The 19663-nt window shown below is 53.6% G+C and carries 20 protein-coding genes; 8 read left to right on the top strand and 12 right to left on the bottom strand.

Annotated elements, in window-relative coordinates:
• Nucleotides 1-49 precede the first annotated feature (49 nt).
• The 5 genes from cysD to cysN are packed head-to-tail and all read left to right on the top strand — an operon-like array spanning nt 50 to nt 3694.
• Complete coding sequence (gene cysD, locus DDY07_RS16010; RefSeq protein ID WP_171696584.1) at nt 50-958, top strand: sulfate adenylyltransferase subunit CysD; 909 nt, start codon at nt 50-52, stop codon at nt 956-958.
• 36 nt (nt 959-994) lie between these two features.
• Nucleotides 995-1414, top strand: a complete 420-nt coding sequence (locus DDY07_RS16015) for a DUF4124 domain-containing protein (protein WP_171696585.1) — start codon at nt 995-997, stop codon at nt 1412-1414.
• 19 nt (nt 1415-1433) lie between these two features.
• Nucleotides 1434-1637, top strand: coding sequence for a hypothetical protein (locus DDY07_RS16020; RefSeq protein ID WP_171696586.1), 204 nt, complete (start codon nt 1434-1436; stop codon nt 1635-1637).
• A gap of 1 nt (nt 1638) precedes the next feature.
• On the top strand, nt 1639-2016 hold the full coding sequence (locus DDY07_RS16025; protein WP_171696587.1) for a type II toxin-antitoxin system death-on-curing family toxin: 378 nt from the start codon (nt 1639-1641) through the stop codon (nt 2014-2016).
• Nucleotides 2017-2068: 52 nt separating this feature from the next.
• A complete protein-coding gene (gene cysN / locus DDY07_RS16030; RefSeq protein WP_171696588.1) occupies nt 2069-3694 on the top strand; it encodes a sulfate adenylyltransferase subunit CysN in 1626 nt (541 codons plus the stop codon).
• 76 nt (nt 3695-3770) lie between these two features.
• On the opposite strand, the gene DDY07_RS16035 is transcribed toward cysN, so the two are convergent.
• From DDY07_RS16035 to DDY07_RS16065, 7 genes are all read right to left on the bottom strand, one after another.
• A complete protein-coding gene (locus DDY07_RS16035) occupies nt 3771-4217 on the bottom strand; it encodes a hypothetical protein (RefSeq protein WP_171696589.1) in 447 nt (148 codons plus the stop codon).
• Between the two features lie 72 nt (nt 4218-4289).
• Nucleotides 4290-5708: a phosphomannomutase gene (locus DDY07_RS16040; RefSeq protein ID WP_171696590.1), complete on the bottom strand. Its 1419-nt coding sequence runs from the start codon at nt 5706-5708 to the stop codon at nt 4290-4292.
• A 22-nt stretch (nt 5709-5730) separates the two neighbouring features.
• Nucleotides 5731-6336, bottom strand: coding sequence for an RloB family protein (locus DDY07_RS16045; RefSeq protein ID WP_171696591.1), 606 nt, complete (start codon nt 6334-6336; stop codon nt 5731-5733).
• Nucleotide 6337: 1 nt separating this feature from the next.
• On the bottom strand, nt 6338-7588 hold the full coding sequence (locus DDY07_RS16050) for an ATP/GTP-binding protein (protein WP_171696592.1): 1251 nt from the start codon (nt 7586-7588) through the stop codon (nt 6338-6340).
• 115 nt (nt 7589-7703) lie between these two features.
• Complete coding sequence (locus tag DDY07_RS16055) at nt 7704-8390, bottom strand: YafY family protein (protein WP_171696593.1); 687 nt, start codon at nt 8388-8390, stop codon at nt 7704-7706.
• A 49-nt stretch (nt 8391-8439) separates the two neighbouring features.
• Complete coding sequence (locus DDY07_RS16060) at nt 8440-8814, bottom strand: VOC family protein (protein WP_171696594.1); 375 nt, start codon at nt 8812-8814, stop codon at nt 8440-8442.
• Nucleotides 8815-8896: 82 nt separating this feature from the next.
• Nucleotides 8897-10402: a helicase HerA-like domain-containing protein gene (locus tag DDY07_RS16065; RefSeq protein ID WP_171696595.1), complete on the bottom strand. Its 1506-nt coding sequence runs from the start codon at nt 10400-10402 to the stop codon at nt 8897-8899.
• Nucleotides 10403-10889: 487 nt separating this feature from the next.
• Here DDY07_RS16065 and DDY07_RS23890 point away from each other — a divergent pair, with 487 nt between their 5' ends.
• Nucleotides 10890-11630, top strand: coding sequence for a hypothetical protein (locus DDY07_RS23890; protein ID WP_033156025.1), 741 nt, complete (start codon nt 10890-10892; stop codon nt 11628-11630).
• A gap of 202 nt (nt 11631-11832) precedes the next feature.
• Here DDY07_RS23890 and DDY07_RS16075 read toward each other — a convergent pair whose 3' ends face one another.
• Nucleotides 11833-12489: a redoxin domain-containing protein gene (locus tag DDY07_RS16075; protein WP_171696596.1), complete on the bottom strand. Its 657-nt coding sequence runs from the start codon at nt 12487-12489 to the stop codon at nt 11833-11835.
• 192 nt (nt 12490-12681) lie between these two features.
• Complete coding sequence (locus DDY07_RS16080) at nt 12682-13164, bottom strand: YajQ family cyclic di-GMP-binding protein (RefSeq protein ID WP_171696597.1); 483 nt, start codon at nt 13162-13164, stop codon at nt 12682-12684.
• Between the two features lie 159 nt (nt 13165-13323).
• Here DDY07_RS16080 and DDY07_RS16085 point away from each other — a divergent pair, with 159 nt between their 5' ends.
• Complete coding sequence (locus DDY07_RS16085; RefSeq protein WP_171696598.1) at nt 13324-13866, top strand: hypothetical protein; 543 nt, start codon at nt 13324-13326, stop codon at nt 13864-13866.
• A 194-nt stretch (nt 13867-14060) separates the two neighbouring features.
• Nucleotides 14061-14915: an SIR2 family protein gene (locus tag DDY07_RS16090; RefSeq protein WP_033156019.1), complete on the top strand. Its 855-nt coding sequence runs from the start codon at nt 14061-14063 to the stop codon at nt 14913-14915.
• 39 nt (nt 14916-14954) lie between these two features.
• Here the strand turns inward: DDY07_RS16090 and DDY07_RS16095 are convergent, their stop codons facing one another.
• From DDY07_RS16095 to DDY07_RS16105, 3 genes are read right to left on the bottom strand one after another with little or no spacing between them, the layout of a single operon-like run.
• On the bottom strand, nt 14955-15878 hold the full coding sequence (locus tag DDY07_RS16095) for a diguanylate cyclase (RefSeq protein WP_171696599.1): 924 nt from the start codon (nt 15876-15878) through the stop codon (nt 14955-14957).
• A 2-nt stretch (nt 15879-15880) separates the two neighbouring features.
• Nucleotides 15881-18913 (bottom strand): response regulator, encoded by a 3033-nt coding sequence (locus tag DDY07_RS16100; protein ID WP_171696600.1) that lies wholly within the window; start codon nt 18911-18913, stop codon nt 15881-15883.
• A gap of 4 nt (nt 18914-18917) precedes the next feature.
• The gene (locus DDY07_RS16105; RefSeq protein WP_253734507.1) at nt 18918-19583 is read right to left on the bottom strand and encodes a YfiR family protein; all 666 of its coding nucleotides are present in this window, start codon (nt 19581-19583) and stop codon (nt 18918-18920) included.
• Nucleotides 19584-19663 lie beyond the last annotated feature (80 nt).

Genomic DNA, 19663 nt, shown 5'->3' on the forward strand with positions numbered 1-19663 from the left:
AGCGGGCTTACACTCCACAGCAAACATGGCCGTGCGCCCCGGATAATTGATGACCGATTATAAATTAACCCATCTGAAACAGCTCGAAGCAGAAAGCATCCATATCATTCGCGAAGTGGCGGCGGAATTTGAAAAGCCGGTCATGCTGTATTCCATCGGCAAGGACTCCGCGGTCATGCTGCATCTGACCCGCAAGGCATTCTTCCCCGGCAAACCGCCCTTCCCCTTATTGCATGTCGATACCACCTGGAAATTCCGGGAAATGATCGAGTTTCGTAACAACATGGCGAAAGATCTGGGTTGGGATTTAATCGTGCATATCAACGAAGAAGGCGTCGCCCAGGGCATAGGCCCGTTCACGCACGGCAGTAAAAAACATACCGACGTGATGAAAACCGATGCGCTGAAACAAGCCTTGAACAAATACCAGTTCGACGCGGCCTTCGGCGGTGCGCGCCGCGACGAGGAAAAATCCCGGGCCAAGGAACGTGTCTATTCATTCCGCGATAAAAACCACCGTTGGGACCCGAAAAACCAACGCCCGGAACTCTGGAACATTTATAACGGCAAAGTCGATAAAGGCGAGTCCATCCGCGTGTTCCCGCTATCCAACTGGACCGAGCTGGACATCTGGCAATACATTCACTTGGAAAACATCCCCATCGTGCCGCTGTATTTTGCCAAAGAACGGCCAGTGGTCGAAAAAGACGGCATGCTGATTATGGTCGACGACGACAGAATGCCGATTGGCCCCAACGACAAAGTCGAAATGAAAATGGTGCGTTTCCGCACCTTGGGTTGCTACCCCTTGACCGGCGCGGTTGAATCCACCGCCACCACCTTGCCGGAAATCATCCAGGAAATGTTGTTGACTACTACCTCCGAGCGCCAAGGGCGCTTGATCGACCATGACCAGGCTGGATCTATGGAACAGAAGAAACGTGAAGGTTACTTCTAAACGCTGGCACGGTTAGCGAATGAGGAAACACGAATAGTGAAGAAATTCTTGTGCTTGTTTATCCTGTTTAACTCCGCGGAAAGCTTGGCCGGTGTTTATAAATGTACCGATGCTAAAGGTCATGTAGTCTATTCCGATACCGCTTGCGATCACAAAGCGGATCGCAAGACACCGGATTTAAAACCGCTTGCGGAAATGAAAGCAGAACAGCCGCTTTCCTCAAAACTAACCGACAAAGTTAAAGGCCTTTCCGAAAGTGCCCCGAAACCAGAGCCTAACAATCCAGCAGCCGGCTCCGCAGAACGCAATGCCCAAAACTTCGTTTGCGATGGGCGCGTCTATTGTTCGCAAATGAGATCGTGCGAAGAGGCGACATACTTCATCAATAACTGCCCTGACACCAAAATGGATGGCAACAATGACGGTGTTCCCTGCGAAAAGCAGTGGTGTCGATAAGTCTTTTTACAGGTGACTCATGCAATTACATGAAGAAATACAAGAACACCTTGTGAGACTGGAGCCCCGTCTGCAAGCCGAGGTATTGGATTTCGTCTTGTTTTTGGAACAAAAACAACAGCAATCGTTACCCGATACAGTAATTAATGATGAAGAGGCCTTAAAGATTCATCAACAAATGATGGATCAATATGCCGATGCCTTTGCCAAATTAGCGCAGTAAAATGCCCGAACTGTTTTTTATCTCGAAAACCTTGGCATTGACGATACATCGGCAACAGATAGAACACTTCGGCGGCACACTGGGCATCAGAGATGAAGCCTTGCTGGAATCGGCGCTAGGCGCAGCCCGGCAAACCTGGCACTACAGCGGCGACATTTTTCAAACCGCCGCTCAATACTGCTATTCGCTGGCCAATAACCATCCGTTTCTGGACGGTAACAAGCGAGTCGCTGCGGCCTGTATGCTGGTTTTTCTGACGGCCAATCGCAAGCAGCCGGCCATGGACAATCCCCAGCTCTACGAGTGGGTGATCAGTGTAGCAACCCGGCAATTGAGTCGTGACGAACTAGCCGAATTATTAAAACAACATTGCAAGTAAGCGCTTTAACAGCGCGGCACCTTTTATTACAAATAAGGCATTTAGGAACCCCATGTCCCACCAATCCGACCTCATCAGCACCGACATCAACGCCTATCTGGCGCAACACGAACGCAAGGAATTACTGCGGTTTTTAACCTGCGGTAACGTCGACGACGGCAAAAGCACCTTGATCGGCCGCTTGTTGCACGACTCGAAAATGATTTACGAAGACCAGTTGGCCGCCGTGCAGGCCGACAGCGTCAAGTCCGGCACCACCGGCGCCGGCAAGATTGACTTGGCCTTGCTGGTCGACGGCTTGCAAGCCGAGCGCGAGCAAGGCATCACCATCGACGTGGCCTATCGTTATTTCTCCACTTCGACGCGCAAATTCATCATCGCCGACACCCCGGGCCACGAGCAATACACCCGCAACATGGCCACCGGCGCTTCGACTTGCGATTTGGCGGTGATTTTGATCGACGCCCGCTACGGCGTGCAAACCCAAACCAAGCGCCATAGCTTCATCGCCTCCTTACTGGGTTTGAAACATATTATCGTCGCTATCAACAAGATGGACCTGGTCGGTTACAGCGAAGAAACCTTCCGCAAGATTCAGGACGATTATCTGGCGTTCATCAAATCACTGGATCTACACGACGTGCATTTCATTCCGATGTCTGCATTGGACGGCGATAACGTAGTCAACCCCAGCGCCAACATGCCCTGGTTCACCGGCATGCCGATGATGGAGTTGCTGAATAGCATAGAAATCGCCAGCGACCACAACTTCGCCGACGCCCGTTTCCCGGTGCAATACGTCAACCGCCCCAACCTGGATTTCCGCGGCTTTTGCGGCACCGTCGCATCCGGCGTATTTCATAAAGGCGATGCCATTACTGCGCTGCCGTCCGGCAAAACCAGCAAGATCAAATCCATCGTCACCTTCGATGGCGAGTTGGACGAAGCGTTTGCGGCCATGGCGGTCACGTTGACACTTGAAGATGAAATAGACGTTAGCCGCGGCGACATCATCCTGGGCCAGCAACAAGCCGCGCCCAGCATCGCCGACAAATTCAAAGCCACTATCGTCTGGATGACCGAGCAAGCCATGGTACCCGGCCGGCAGTACGTCATCAAACTGGCAACGCGCAGTGTGTCCGGCTCGGTGTCGATGATTCACCACCGTATCGACGTTAACACGCTGGAACACCACGATGCCATGGAGTTGAAACTCAACGAAATCGGCTCCTGCACCGTTGCGGTCAATGCGCCAGTGGTGTTCGATCCGTATAAACGCAACAAAACTACCGGCTCCTTCATCGTCATAGACCGCTTGACCAACGTCACGGTCGGCGCCGGCATGATCACCGGCGACGCCAGCGCGGAAGACTGGTCGCCGGTGTCCGCGGCAGAGCGGGCGATACGCTTCAGCCAAACCGCCAGCATCATCGCCTTGAGCGGCGCCAATGCCCAACAAGCAGCTTATCAGCTGGAACGCAAACTGTTTGATACCGGCCACGCCACCACGGTATTGGAACAAGCGAACGATGCGCTGGCTACCGCGATCAAAAACGCTGGTTTATTATGCCTGTGCCTGGACGAAAAACCGGCTGTGGCCGATCTAAGTTTCGATTGCGATCAATACAGCGTCGATGACATCTACGTTGCGTTGAAAAATCGGGAAGTGATTCGCTAGTGATGTATTCGCCAAGCTCTGGTCTTGGCGATATTTAGAACGGGCGGCGAATAGCCGCCGCCCGTTTTGCTGTCGATTAGTTCAACAAATCCAGCGCTTTTGCCGCGGCTTTTTGTTTGGCTTTGCCTTTCGCGGCTTTGACCGCTTCGCCGGTTGATTTGGGCGCCGCGTCGACCTTACCTTTCAACTGTTTTGCCGTTTCCTTACCAGCCTTCAGGGTTTCGGCGCCTTGCTTAACCTCGGACGGCACAGCTTGTTCCAGTTTTTGTTGGGCAGCGTCTTTAACGGCTTCTTGGGCCTGGCTTTTCAACTGGCCCGGTGCATTTTCCGCGCCTTGCTTGACTTCCTGGGCACGCTGCAATGCTTCGTCGGCCTGCTCCGCACGCTGCACAGCGCCTGGGGCAACGGCTGTCGCGGTATCTTTCGCCGCTTGTTTGGCCACGCCTTCCAATACCGCCGACTGCGCAAACGCGGCGCCGGAAACCAAGACTAAAGAACTGAATAAAATCGCTTTATGTTGCATGGTGTTACCCTCGTACTTCGTTGTTATCGAGATTAGACAATACTACAAGGAAACTTAACGGCGGATTAACCGCTAGCCGGCAATCCGTTTTAACGTCGAAGCCACCAACTCTTCCGCGCGCGCCATAGCGTCGGCCTCGGCGTAGCAACGCAATTCCGGCGCATTGCCGGAGGGACGCAGATGCACGATCTCGCCGTTGGCGAAGGTCAAGCGCAGGCCGTCCGTCGTATCGCGATTAACCGGAGCCCCAAGCGTGTCGCCCCATAGCCCGCGATAAGCGGTCTCATCGGCTTGCAATCGGTCCAGCAAGGCCCGACTATTGGCGACCGGAAACGCCTGGATGCGGTCACTGGCGGTGTAGCGTTGCGGTAAGCCTTGCAACAGCGCCGACAGTTTCAAACCTTGGGAACGCGCCATGGCTAACAAAGCCAGCGCCGGCAGCAGCGAATCGCGAGTCGGCAGTGGCGCCAGGGCTTTACCATTCACGGACAAGCCTTTACCGGCCAGGAAGCCACCGTTGGCCTCGAAGCCTGCCACGCCACCGCTTTGCACCTCTTCCATGCCGGCAATCACATAAGGCGAACCGATCCGGGTGCGGATTACCTGCTTGAACCAACCGGACGCTTCGATGGCGGTATTACAGCTCACCGGCGTCACCACCGTGTCGGCGCCCAGAAACTTGGCGCACAGCAAACCGACAATGTCGCCGCGCAGCCATTCGCCGGTCTCGTCGCCGATCAAGGGACGGTCGCCGTCGCCGTCGGTGGAGATCAAAGCATCCAATTTGTATTCGGCGGCCCAGTTGCGGCCGCGTTGCCGATCCGCCTCGCCGACGGCTTCGGTGTCGATAGGTACGAAGGTATCGGTGCGTTCCAATCCGACGACTTCGGCGCCCAATTCGGCCAAGATCTCCTTCAACAGGTCGCGAGCCGCGCTGGAATGCTCGTAAACGCCAACTCGCCAGCCGTTTAACAAATCCTTTCCAAACAAGCGAGTGTAACGTTGCTGAAATTGCGTCAACGCGGCTGGATTCACGGCCGGCAATTCGGCGGAAACGTTTTGCACATCCACCGTCGCACCGGTCATCGCCGCTTCGTCGGCTTTGCTGATCTCGCCATCGGCCCGATAAAACTTGATGCCATTACGATCAAACGGAATATGACTACCGGTGACCATGATCGCCGGCAGCCCGTTCGCCAACGCATACAAGGCCAGCGCAGGCGTCGGCAACACCCCGCAAAATTCCACTTCGCAACCCGCCTGGCGAATGCCGGCCACGCAAGCCTGGGCGATGTCCGGACTGGATGGCCTGAGATCCATGCCCAACGCAATTTTCTGGCCGGGCCGCGCCAAATTTAAAGCTTGGATAAACGCCAGTGTATAAGCGGCGCAGACTTCGCCGGTCATCTGACTAACCAGACCGCGCGCGCCACTGGTGCCGAACGCCACGCCGCTGTCGGCCATCATTTGTTGGATGTTGATTGTTGTCATGGGATATTGAGATAAGTTGAATTTAACGAATTTTTTGTGGTTGAGATAATTCTTCGAAATACGCCAGCAATTCATGCAGGCGAGTGCTCGGATTCATTTCGCCACTATCGAGTGCCTCGGTTAAGGCTTTTGGCGCGAAGTGTCTGGCTTCAGGAAGCCGGCTTTCCAGGCTCCGGAAAATATTTCGATCACTGCCTTTGTCATAATCCAAGAAATCGGGACAAGCGCGCAAGTCCTTGAGCAAAGAGTCAGGCGAATGCGGCTTTCGGCTGTATCCAAAATGCAGCAACAACCAAAACTCAAAACAGGGATAGGAAACAATCGCCTCGATCTTTGCCTGGCTTTTCGCTGCGTCCAACGCTTTTTCGAAGTTGGCGTGGGTATCGCGGTCTATCACGCAAAACACCCGGTCGAACTTGCCTTTTCTGCCAATCGCTTCATTGACAATGCTCAAGGGGTCGGTTTTACCGCAATGGCAGATTTCGACTTGTACCTTTACCCGAAAATACCCACTGGCATCTTCCAAATAGCACTTGCCCGATTTGCTGTCTTCGCAAATCACCAAGACAGTCGGTTGCGGTTTGAAACGCGGCTTGCTCCGATTAAAAGACGCGGCGTTACGAGACATTTTAACTTCGGCGAATTATCGGCAGAGCACGGTAGCGGCCTTCGTAATAGCGCTTTTCCAGATCCTCGCCTTCCCTACCCTCAAAATCGTGGATGGATCGGAGTTGGGTTGCGCCGTTGGCATCTCGCTCGGTTAGCCAGAATTGGTCGCGACGAAGTAATTTGGCATCCATCACGTGAGTGTCATGAGTGGTAAATATCAGTTGCCCTGGAGATTCGGCATGCAGATGTCTCGTTACCAGAGATGCGACAATCTCAGGGTGCAAACTCGTATCAAGCTCATCAACAATTAACGCTAATCCCTGTTTCGAAAAGCGGGTGAGAAATTGCCACGGCGTCCAGAAACCTATCAAATTTTTTGTCCCGTCGGACTCTTCCTCAAAATCAAATTCAGCATCGCCTAATGCCGTTCGGTGAGTTAATATCGTTTTTGTTTGGTTTCCATCCTGCGGTGGGTTTAACAAAGTACGCGGAAAATTAGCGACATCCGATTCAAACCCATCAAAACGAATAGCCGTGATTGGAACATCGACTTCTCGCAGAAATGAAGATAGAGCTGTTGCGAATTCACTATCTGTTTCGGCTCGTTGTTGTGTAATTTGGGCCAAAGCCGTTGAACTGTGGGTAAAGAAGACTGCCAATCCCCCCTGAAACCATAAAAATGGCATTCTAAGTTGCTTTAATTCTTCGCTACTATTGGCAACGGCTTGGGAAATAAACAATGTCTGGGGGCCAGTAGCTTTCCTCCATAGCTCATGCAAATCCGTTCCACCTTCTAACGCCGCGCCGAATCGATAAATATCACCCCCAGCTTCATGCTTTCTTTCGTATAAAAGGGTTTCTTTGCCTTCGGGAAACATAATCAGGCGTTCTTCAACAATGCGCTGTTGAGTTAATGCCAACTCAAATTGATAGCGCCGCTCAAAACAAATAAAGTGCAAATCAATTTTTGTTGGTTTATCGATTAATGCGGGATCAAACCGAAAAGGAACAACAGGAAGAGGCATCGGATGAGCAGTTGGCTGGCGAGAAGAAACATCACGAACAAGATCTAGCGCCTTAATTAAGTTACTTTTCCCTGAAGCATTGGGTCCATAAATAGCCGCCACCTTCAATAAGTCCGGCAGTTTCTCACCTTTGACTACCGGTTTGATCAGATTCTCACGTTTCCGCAATCTAGGCGCAGCAACCATCGAAAAGGTCTGCTTCTCACGGAAGGATCGAAAGTTACTGACGGAAAATTCAATTAACATGCAGAAATCTCGCAATTAGACAGCATTATTCGCTAAATAATATAGCCATTTATCGATTTAACTGCAGAAAATCTGTTATTAACATCAACTGCTCATGTAATGCTGACCAGTAACATCACTGTGGCACACACTGCATCCGCCGAATAAAATCCTGTAAGGTTTGCCCGGCGTCGTCGGTAAACACTTCGTCCAGCACCAGCGCCCGCGAGATACGGTCCAGCCGAAAATTACGAAAGTCGCCGCGCAGTTCGCACCAACCCACCAAGGTCCAGACGTTGCCCCAAAAATACAGGCCCAGCGGCCTGATACGCCGCTGGCTGAATGTGCCGTCGGCACGGCGGTAATCCATGCACAGCAAGCGCTTACCGTCCAGCGCCTTGCGGCAAATATCCATGGTCACATCCAAATCTTCGCGCGGCGAAAAACGTAGCGCGAATAATTTGCTGCGCTCCAGTTGCTCGCGCAATTCGGCCGGCACCACTGCCGTTACCTTGTCCAGCACCGACTGCGCGGAATGCCCCAGCTCCTTGCCGGCCCAGGTTTTCACCATCCGTGCGCCGATAACCAAGGCTTCCAGTTCGGCGGCACTGAACATAATGGGCGGTATATCCAGACTATGACGCAGCATATAGCCGACGCCGGCCTCGCCTTCGATAGGAATGCCGGACAGGCTTAACACCTGGATGTCTCGATAGATGGTGCGCTCGGATACTTCCAGACGTTCGGCGAGCGCCTTGGCGGTAACCAGCCTTCGGTTACGCAGGATTTGGACGATTTGAAATAGACGATCAGCGCGGCGCATTGGCAGAACGGGCAGTTAGGATTGAGACTGCCCGCTGTTTTAATTGCCGTTAAGCTTGGGAATACAGGCCAACCCGGTTACCTTCGCTGTCGAGTAGCATCGCAAAGTAACCACATTCGCCGTCGTGGATGGGGGTTTTCGGCATCAACACGCTGCCGCCGTTTGCTTCCACCTTGGCCAACGGCTCGTTCAAATCGGCACCGCCGTTGAAATACACCACCGCGCCGGTTGCGCTGGGTTGATAGTGTTCACCCAATATCAACATACCGCTAACCGCGCCTTCTTCAGCGTCGAAAATCGCCATTTCATAGCCGCTCATTTCTTCTTCCTTGAAAGACGCATTCAAAATGCTGCGGTAAAAACCCTGCGCGCGCGGCATATCGACGACGGGTAATTCAAACCAGGTTGCGACGTTGTTGATCATGATGTTGTCCTCGTTGTGGTTAAAAGAGCCGTCATCCTAAAACAGCCCTCCTGACAGCGTTATGTCAGCAATGTTTTGGGCCTTAGCGCCGACCACCCAATAACGATCCCAACACGCCGCGAATGATTTGCTTACCCACTTCCTGACCGATACTGCGGGCGGCACTTTTCGCGGCGGCTTCGAGTACGCTTTGCCCGCTGCTGCGGCCGCGCCGGGATTTGGTGGCGGCACCGACGCCGCCCAATAAAACTTCACCCCAATTGAAACCGGATCCGGAATCGCCGCTGTCGCTGGCAGATTCGGGCGGCGCGACTTTTTCCGCGCGGCCTTTCAGAATTTCGTAGGCCGATTCGCGATCTACCTGTTTTTCGTAATGGCCGGCGATGACGGAAGTATTGATCGATTCCTGCCGCTCGGCCTCGCTGACCGCACCGACATGGGAGCTTGGCGGCTTGATCATCGCCCGCTGCACCGGCAAAGGCGTACCTTTTTCATCCAGAAAGGATACCAAGGCTTCGCCCACACCCAGTTCGGTGATAGCCGTTTCGACATCCACGTCCGGATTGGCTCTAAAGGTTTCCGCCGCCGCTTTCACGGCTTTTTGATCGCGCGGGGTAAACGCCCGCAAGGCGTGTTGCACACGGTTGCCAAGTTGACCGAGAATCACGTCCGGAATATCCAGCGGGTTTTGACTGACAAAATACACGCCCACGCCCTTGGAACGAATCAAACGCACCACTTGTTCGATTTTTTGCAGCAACGCGGCCGGGGCGTCGTTGAACAGCAAATGCGCTTCGTCGAAGAAAAATACCAATTTAGGCTTGTCCAGATCGCCGGCTTCCGGCAGATTCTCGAATAACTCGGACAACAACCACAACAGCAAGGTGGCGTAGACGCGCGGCGAGTTATAGAGCGTGTCAGCCGCCAGAATATTGATCACGCCCCGGCCGCCGTCGGTTTGCAGAAAGTCGTTAAAATCCAACGCAGGCTCGCCAAACAGATCCTCGCCGCCTTCGTGTTCCAGTTGCAATAAGCCGCGCTGAATGGCGCCGACGCTGGCCGCCGAGATACTGCCGTATTCGCCGGACAACTCGGAGGCATTCTCGGAGGCGTATTGCAGCAAAGCCCGCAGGTCTTTCAAATCCAGCAGCAGCCAACCGTTGTCGTCGGCAATTTTAAAGGCTGCGGTGAGGACGCCGCTTTGCACCTCGTTCAAATCCAGCATCCGCGCCAGCAACAGCGGTCCCATTTCCGACACCGTCGAGCGCAAGGGATGGCCTTTTTTTCCCAACACGTCCCAGAACAGCGTCGGCATCGCCGCATAGTCAGCGGCTAACCCCAGCTCGGCCAGCCGCGCCTCGACTTTGGCATTGCCGCCCCCCGTCCTGCTGATGCCGGATAAATCGCCCTTCACATCCGCCATGAATACCGGCACGCCGATTTGCGAAAACGCCTCGGCCAGGGTTTGCAGGGTGATGGTTTTGCCGGTGCCGGTCGCGCCGGCGATCAAGCCGTGGCGGTTAGCCATGCTCGGTAGCAGACAAAGTTCGGCAGTCTGGGATTTGGCAATCAGCAAGGGTTCGGTCATGGGCGTTTCCTGAAAAAGCGACAAGGATAAAAAGGTCGCGCAACCATACCATGACCTGAATTGTTAGGTATAGGTTGGCATTATGTTCCGTCGCTGAAGCGGTTTTGTATCAGTGAAACAAAGGCCAGCCTCAGGCTTTCAGTACCGCCATCCATCAATGGGCAGAATACCTTTGTAATACATTTCTTCAAACCTTCACGGACCGGTAACTGTTTTGACTTAGACAATTCGTACGATTGCGCACCGACCGGAACTCTGCCAGGTCGCTGAGACAGAACTCACAGGAAGAAGCCTATAACTTTGTTTTTATTCGAGCTTATCTCGACCAAAGACGGGTAGCAGGTAGCTGGCAATGGACGCGGCAACGCATTAGACAAACCCCAAACATAATGCGGCCAGCAAACTTTAACCCGCTTCGATAAGCCGATAGGTAAAGCTATTGTGGCGGCTCGTTACCTTGTCTATTCATGAATTATTTAGAGATCCTATGAAAATCAAGACTTTGTTCCTGGCAAGCGCCGGGGTTATTTCAATGTTAAGCGGGCATGCCTCGGCGGCATTAATTTCGTTGGACGGCAACGGCTTTACTGCCATCTATGACGATACGAATCTGGGCTTGTTTGGCGCGCCGACTTTATCGGGCGACGGCAAGAGCGTTTTATTCTCGCCGTTAAATTTTAAAGCCCAAGCAACCGGTACTCAGGGCACGGTCTTCGCCAACAGCAATGTGCAGTTCGATATTAGACCCGATGCGGATCTAAGTTTAAGCAGCGTAAGCCTGGTGGAAAACGGTGATTACCGCCTGGTCAATCGCTCCGGTAGCGTCACCCTGGCACCTTCGGTCGATGCTTCCGGTCAATTGCGTTTAACCAATCTGTGGAATGGCGTGGATCATATCGCGACCAACTTTTCCGCCGGTCCGTTGACAGACTCATGCGCCACATCGTCCGGCTGCCCGCTAAGCACTTGGTCGGCTGCCGCAACACTGGATACGCCTGTCGCATGGGGTAACGCGGATGTGCGTGTCAGGATTCAAAACGACTTGACCGCCGAAGCTTTCAATGTGGGTGATTCTGCATTGATCGAGAAAAAACAGTCATCACAAAGTCTGGTATTTACACCGTTTATTGAAGGCGGAACTACCGCAGTGCCTGTTCCCGGTGCGGTTTGGTTATTTGGCTCGGCATTGGCTGGCCTGATGGGTTTGCGTCGCAAAACAATCGCTTAATACGGTATTGCTACACCCCGGCTTAACGCTGCCTAAAACGGCGTGTCGGGCCAGCTAAAAAAACGTTAACAATAGACACGGATGTCGCCTTAAGATTTCGTCACAAGCAGTCGCCAGCCTTGTAACTGCTTCGTCTAAAGCCCCTTGCGAAAGCGGGTGCGGCATTCGCCGCTAGCACGGTCCTACGAAGCCGGAACGGGAACTACAACAGCTTGAGAATATCGGTTTCCAGATCGGGATACGCGCCAAACCTGCATTGGACCAGCAAGCCTGCTCTATCAACCAGAATATAAGATGGGGTACCCTGTAACTGGAAAAACTCGAAGGTTTCGGCATGATAATCCAGGGTTTGTAAATATTGTTTTACCTGCGCTCGCACATGCGGTTGGCGTAAGCCGATGTCTTGTTCCAAATCGCTCAAGCGTTGGCTGATAAAAGCGTCAATTTCGCTTTCGATACTGCCGAATTCGCGCTTGGTCAATCTATCCATGGCTACCGGAAAATCAATACGATACGGCAACTTGCCGTCCTGTAGCAGTCCTCGCTCCGTTAAAACCCTCAAGGTTTCGCCGATCACCTCACCGGTCTCAACCAAACGCTTTAGATTTTGCAGATTATTTTTATCGAAGTCTTCAAAGGCGGTGGCCAGCCCCAGTACGGTCAAACCGCGCTCGGCATAACGTTGTTTTAACGCCAACACCTGCGGCAGACATGACAAGAAACAGCCTGGGCAGTTGACTTGAAACACCGCCACCAACACGACTTGTCCAAGCAATTGTTCGAAATTGACAGACTGTCCCTGCACCCAGTCGGAAACCGATAGGGGCGGTACTTTTTGACCAATCATTACCGTTTTCATATCGCTCTCCCCCGATAGCTTTAACCAAGTCCCGACCAAATTTATGTTGCTCAGCGTCCGTCAACCAACATCATTAGCTTACCGGACGCCTTGTGCCAACCGAGAGAATTTAACTGAAAACTCCCTGAGGAATCCACACCCGCGAGACCATAGCTGCAACGCCGAATAAGCTCGTCGGCGTAATGGTGAGGACTAATCCCGAAAGTTATTGAATTGCAAAGGCTGCTCCAAATCTTCCGTGCGCAACATTTGAATGACTTCCTGCAAATCGTCGCGCTTTTTACCGGTCACGCGCACCTTATCGCCATTGATCGCGGCCTGCACTTTGAGCTTTTTATCCTTGATCAGCTTGACGATTTTTTTCGCCAGATCGCTACCCACACCCTGCTTCAAGGTGATGGATTGCTGAGCGGTTTTGCCGGTATCCTGAATCTTGCCGCTTTCCAAACTGGAAATATCGATGCCGCGTTTACCCATTTTGGCATACAAAATCGGCAACATTTGTTGCAGTTGAAAGGTCGATTCGGCTTTCATCAGGATGCTGTCTTCCTGCTGCTCGAAACAGGCATTGGAGCCTTTAAAATCAAACCGGGTGGAGACTTCTTTATTGGCTTGGTCCAGTGCGTTGGTTACTTCGTGGCTGTCGAGTTCTGAAACGATGTCGAATGATGGCATAGCATTGATTTACAAGTATAAAAGTGGGGCAACTATAACGGCCTTAGCGGCTTTATTCAACTGCTATATAAGCGCCCAATGTCGATTGATGGCGCGTAAAGCCCACTTGTCGGTGGCCGGTTTAGCGGGTATCTTTAACTAACGCCGACGGAGATACCGATGAAAAACCCGACCACATTCACACTTACCCTGATCGCCTGCCTCAGCCTGCCGATAATGTCCGGTTGCGGCCAGGACCAAGCAAAATCAAGCACTTCAGGCAAAGCCGCGGTCAAACAAACCCTGCGAACCACATCATTGCTCGGTGCAGTCAGCGACAACGCCGGACCGCTCAAAACCGGCACCGTCTGCTTACTGTCCGAAACCGGAAAAACGCTTGCCAGTACCGAGCTCAACAATAGCCAGCGCTATGAAATTCAAGTACCCGCCGGCACCGAGCTTCCGGTCGTTCTCAGTTACACGCCCGCCCCCAACGCGCCGAAAGACGCGCAATTAATCAGCGTGGTGATCCATCCCGACGCCAGCAAATACGACATCAACCCCACGACCACAGCCATTGCCAAACACGCCAAGGCCATGGGCGGTTATACCCATAACAATATGGTGCAAGCCGCGGAAAGTACCGCCCATGTGCCGGATGCCAACAAAACCACAGCCGGTTTTCGCGGCGATCCTACCACTCAGTATGGCGGCTGGCATTAACGCACTACCCCGGTAACAGTGGCAATTGTCGGGCTTACGACAAATCACCGCCAATTCGTACGGTTGTTACCTTAATCTCCGACTGACCACTCGGGCCACATCTCAGGTTCATTGGGGCTTGGTGGCCCATCCTGCTAAAGTGGATTGAATTTTGCTTCGGCTAAGCATTACTTTTCATTTAGCTGGGGCCAACCATGTCAAATACGGTATTTTCCGAAATTCTAAGCGGTTTGTACGATAACCAAGTCATTCCCTATCTGGGGCCGGGAGCGGTGTTCGACGCCAAAAGCAAACTGACGCAAGAGCCGATGCCCGCCGACAGCGACAGCCTGATTTTGGCGATGAACGGCGGTAAACCGATGGCGCCGAAACTGATGTACGAGTTTCCGCGCGCAGCAATGAACCAGGAACTGAAGCGCGGCCGCAACTATGTATCGCAGTTTCTTGACAAAACCTACGGACAAATTCAATACACCCGCGCATCAATGCACGACTGGCTGAAAGAATGGCGGCCCAAGTATGTGATCGACATTAATCGGGATACCCAATTGCAAGACAGTTATGCCGACGAAGAACACACCTTGATTGTCGGCGTAGCCCGCATCGTCGCTACCGCCTTTCGCTTCAAAATTTATCATTACGACGGCAGCCAATATTTTGAGATTCCGCAGGAACAAGTCGATAGAAATCTGCCGATTTTGTTTAAACCGATGGGCACGCCAAAACCCGAAGCCAATTACATCGCCTCCGATGCCGACTATGTGGATTACATCACTGAGCTGATGGGCGGTTTCGCGATTCCGGACTTTTTAAAGGAGTACCGCAAAGGCAAAAAATACCTGTTGTTGGGTTTGCCACTCAATCGCGATTCCGAGCGGATGGTGATGAGCGACATCACCTATGGCGCCGACGAACATAGAGGCTGGTTTTTAAGAAAAAACCCTACCGACAAGGAAAAACGCTTTAGTGCGAAAATGGGCTTTGAACTGATTAACGCCGACTGCCAGGACTTCCTGCAATCGGTGCAAGCTTCGGCTGTGGCTGCTTAAAAAATCCCGCAGCTCGGCCGGTGAGGACACGCGGCCGGACTAAACGGTCGAATAGCTTCCGCGGGCGCCGTTTCGACCGTTTTCTTTAGCCAAATACAACTGCCGATCAGCCTCGTCCAGTAATTCGGACGGCAATTGTTGCAGCGCCGGCACCACCACCGCAAAACCGGCGCTAATCGTCACCCAAGGCGAAACGCTGGAGCGGGTATGTGAAATGTGCTGCGCTTCAACACGTCGGCACAGCAATTCGGATACGCGCTGCGCGCCTTCAATGTCGGTTTCCGGCATCAGCATCACAAACTCCTCCCCGCCGTAACGCGCCACCAAATCGCCGGAGCGACTCACCGAAGCCGCCAATATGGTGGCCACCTGCCGCAGACAAATGTCGCCCGCGCCGTGGCCGTGGCAATCGTTATAGGCTTTAAAATAATCGACATCCACCATCACTAAAGCCAAGGGCAACTGATTGCGCTGCGCGCGCTTCCATTCGTTTTCCAAGACCTGATCGAAGCGCCGCCGATTGGGTATACCGGTGAGGCCATCCATCCAGGCCATCGCTTCCAACATGTCCGTCATCCGTTTCAGGCGGATATGATTGCGGATCCGCGCCTTAACCACCGGCAAATAAAACGGCTTGGTAATGTAGTCCATCGCCCCCAAATTCAGCCCGTATTCTTCGTTGGTCGCCGCGTTCATAGCCGTCACAAATATCACCGGGATTGCCGCAGTTTGCGGGTCGCTTTTCAGACGCCGGCAGACTTCATAACCGTCCATGCCCGGTATCATTACATCCAACAGGATCAGATCGGGCGGTCCTTGCCGGTCGATGGCCTCCAGCGCCGCCTCGCCGCTGACTGCCACCTTGATGCGATACTCGTCGATCAAATTTTCCGCCAACACCTGAATGTTGGTCGGCGTATCATCTACGATCAAAATCAAGGGCTTGGAGATCTCGGTAGTCATGACTATCCTCCGTTTTGTCGCTGTGACGCTATCAAGGCCAACAACTCCGCCAAGGTCACTCTAGCCTGACCGTAATCGATATTGCCAACCTGTTTTTCTATTTTTTTTATCAGTAGCCGGGTTTCCGGACAAGGTAGCGCGGCCTTCAATTGCTCGATCAAGTCATTGGGGACAAAATCGCTACCTTCCAACAAGTCGCGCAACTGGCCGGCCAACTCGTCTGCCGCCGACCAATCGGCGGCTTGATTCTGTAGCTCGGCAACGGCGCCCATAGCGGTGAAATCGGCAATCGTGTTCAGGGTGGCCGTCAGACTGGCCTCGCAAGCGGGGAGGCAAGCGTCAAACGGCATACCGACATGCAAAGCTTCCTCCAGATTCGCCGCGGCCCGGCTCAGTTCTACAGCGCCAAGCACGCCGGCTGCGCCCTTCAAATTGTGCAGCAAATCAACCGCCTGCTCGGTTTTTCCGGCGCCATGCAACGCTCTGAGGCGTTGCATGGTATCGGCAAATTTATCTCGAAAGCACTCGAACAAAAGTTGCAATTTATGGCTGTCCTCGCCAATCATAATCCGAATATACCCCATATCGAATCCAGGCAGCTCCCTCGATAAGCCGGAGACTATAGACTCCGGTTTCGGCAGCACCGGCTCGACCGCCACACTTCGTTCGGACGGCTTTATCCAGCGCAACAGGGCCGCCATCAAAGTCTGCGGCAACACCGGCTTGCCGATATGATCGTTCATGCCGGCGGCGTAACAATCGTTGCGCTCACGCTCCTGCACCGCTGCCGTCATGGCAATGATGGGCAAATCGGCAAAGCGCGCATCCTGGCGGATCAGCCGGGTCGCTTCGATACCGCTCATCTCCGGCATTTGTAAGTCCATCAGCACCGCGTCGTAACGATTTTTCCTGACCGCCTCCACCCCTTCCCGGCCGTTGTTAACCACGGTGACGCGCAAGCCGGAGCTTTCCAGATATTCCCTGGCTACCATTTGGTTGACCTCGTTGTCTTCCACCAACAAAATGCGCGCCCCGCGTATCGAAGCGGCCATACCCGCCAGCAGCGGCCGGCTTTTTTCATTGCCCTGCTCGGGGTTGCCGCCCTGCAAGCGCGTCAAGGCTTCCAGCAAGGTGGATGGCATCACCGGCTTGACCAAAATATCATCGGGTACCGCATCGCCGGCCGCACTCAATAATTTCTCACGACTGAAGGCAGTCACCATAATCACCACCGGGGCGCTGCGGATTTCGGTGCGGCGCACCATCTCCCGAATCTCCCGGGTGACCTGCACACCATCCAGACCGGGCATTTTCCAATCCAGCAACACCAATTCGAAGTCCCGATCAGCGTCGTTGGCCGCGCGCAGCGCTTCCAAGGCTTGTGCGCCGGATGCCGCTTCCTCGACCTGAAAGCCCCAGGCCAGCAAAATATCGCGCAACATCTGCCGGGAAATGTCCAAATCGTCGACGATCAACACCCGCATGCTTTGCAGATGGCCGGGAATTTGTCGGGCTTTCTGCTCGGACGGAAACGGCAGCAGCAGCGTAAACTCGAATAGACTGCCTTCGCCAAGCTGGCTCTGCACGGCTAAATTACCGCCCATCATTTCCACCAACCGCTTGCTGATGGTCAATCCCAGCCCGGTGCCGCCGAAGCGGCGGGTAATCGAACCGTCGGCCTGGGTAAAGGCATGAAACAAATGCTCGAGCTGCTCCGCAGACATGCCGATACCGGTATCACGTACCGAAAAACTCAAAGTGGAGTAGCCGTGGGTTTTTGCCAACTGGGAAACTTTGATATGAATTTCCCCGGCCTCGGTAAATTTCACCGCATTGCCCACCAGATTGTTCAATATCTGCCCCAAGCGCAACGCATCGCCAATCAAGCGCGGCGGCAAAGCGGAATCCAGTTCCAGCACCAGTTCCAGGCCTTTTTCCTCGGCGCGGACGATGAACAGATTCAGCACATTCTCCAGCACATCCTCCAAACTAAACGCTTCGGCCTGCAATTCCATGCGGCCGGCTTCGACCTTGGAATAATCGAGAATGTCGTTGGTAATCCCCAGCAAGGCCAGCGATGAGGTGTGAATTTTCCGCAGATAATCGCGCAGCTTGGGCGACAGATCGCTGTTCAAGGCCAAATCCGACAAGCCGATGATCGCGTTCATCGGTGTACGGATTTCATGACTCATATTTGCCAGGAACATACCTTTGGAGCGCGAGGCGGCTTCCGCTTCGTCTTTGGCTTGCAATAATTCTTCGGTACGCTGCGCCACTTCGGCTTCCAGGCGGTCCCGATGCCCGGTAAGGGTTTCATCGCGCAATTGGATCTCGCCCAACATGGCATTAAACGCCTGCACCAAATCGCCAATCTCGTCTCGGTCGCGCTGCGCCACCCGCAAAGTGTAATTTTTATCCTCGGCGATAAGCCGCGCGGCCGTCGCCAACTCCTCTATCGGTCTGGAAATGATGCGCTGCAAGCGGATTGCCAACAGATAAACCAATATCAGCGCCAGCCCCGCCGCCCCCAAACTCTTGCCCAAATCGACCAGTTGATCGTTCCATTGCGCGGTGAAATCGGCTTGCAACAACACATAACCGACCAACTCGGTATTTTTGATCACCGGCGTGAATAGCTCGGCGCGCCGGCTCCAGAAGTTGGTGCGCAGTTCACGGAACGGCCGGCGAAAGTCACTGGGTACATCAATATTCGCCGTTCCCCGGCTCCATGAAGCGAGTACGCTGCCATCGACAGACACCATCCAGGCCGCATACAGCTCCGGCCGGTCTTTCAACGACTCCAGCAAACGGCTGGCTTCGGATTTATCGGCAAACACCAACGCGGCTTGGCCGTTTTCGGCCAACACGTCCGCCAAACTGGACAATTCGTGCAATACGCTGCGATAGCGGCTCACCACCGAGCTAACCACCATCACCGATAGACTGACGAACAGGCATACCGCACAACTGAACATGATGATGGACACCAGTTTGCGCCGTAGAGACCAGTCGGCAAAATTGGGCAACACACGCATCACACTATCTCCCGTAAACAATGGCGGCAATATTCAACAGTTGGCCGGGCAAATGCAGCCGGGCGTTACGAATCGGTTCCAGATTCACTTCAAATACCACCTTGTTTTCGCGAAACAGCAAGCTGATACCGCCGCCTTTTTCGGCAAAGTCGTCGATGTCGGATAGGGTCAGCACCGGCGCATCGCCTAGTGCTTTTAAGGTCACCACAAAGTGAGATTTCTCGGAGCTGCCGAGAAACAACAGATGGCAAGTAGTCAAGTCGGGATCGGTATTGTTATGTTGGACAAACCGCAAAATGCGTTCGCCGGCCTTGCGCCCGTCCAGGGCTTGCAACTCGCTGTCCAGCACACTATTGCCGACCGCACACAACAAAATGTCCGCACCAGGCGGCAATACGTCGGCGGGCCATTCCACGAATTTGGCAAAATTGTAGAGATAGGCGGCTTTGATCTGCGCCTCCGACAGGCTGGCGGCCGGCAATACCTGCCAGCCTGGCACCACTAGGCAAAGACAGGCGAAAACCCATTGGCGCGCCAGATAGCGTCTGGATTGCGGCGCGAAAAAACGCGGGCGCAGATAGTTTTTGACAATACCCCGCATCACGCCCATCGCGTCAGCTAAACGTTTCTGTCCGGCCATTTCGGAATGTATGCGAGATCCTTTTTGCATCGGGCTTTGGTTAAGAACCGTCCGGGTAGCTTTACGACGATGTGGTTTGGCGGAAGCCGGCAATCAAGTTTGTGAAAGTA

Source organism: Methylomonas sp. ZR1 (assembly GCF_013141865.1).
Lineage (GTDB): Bacteria > Pseudomonadota > Gammaproteobacteria > Methylococcales > Methylomonadaceae > Methylomonas.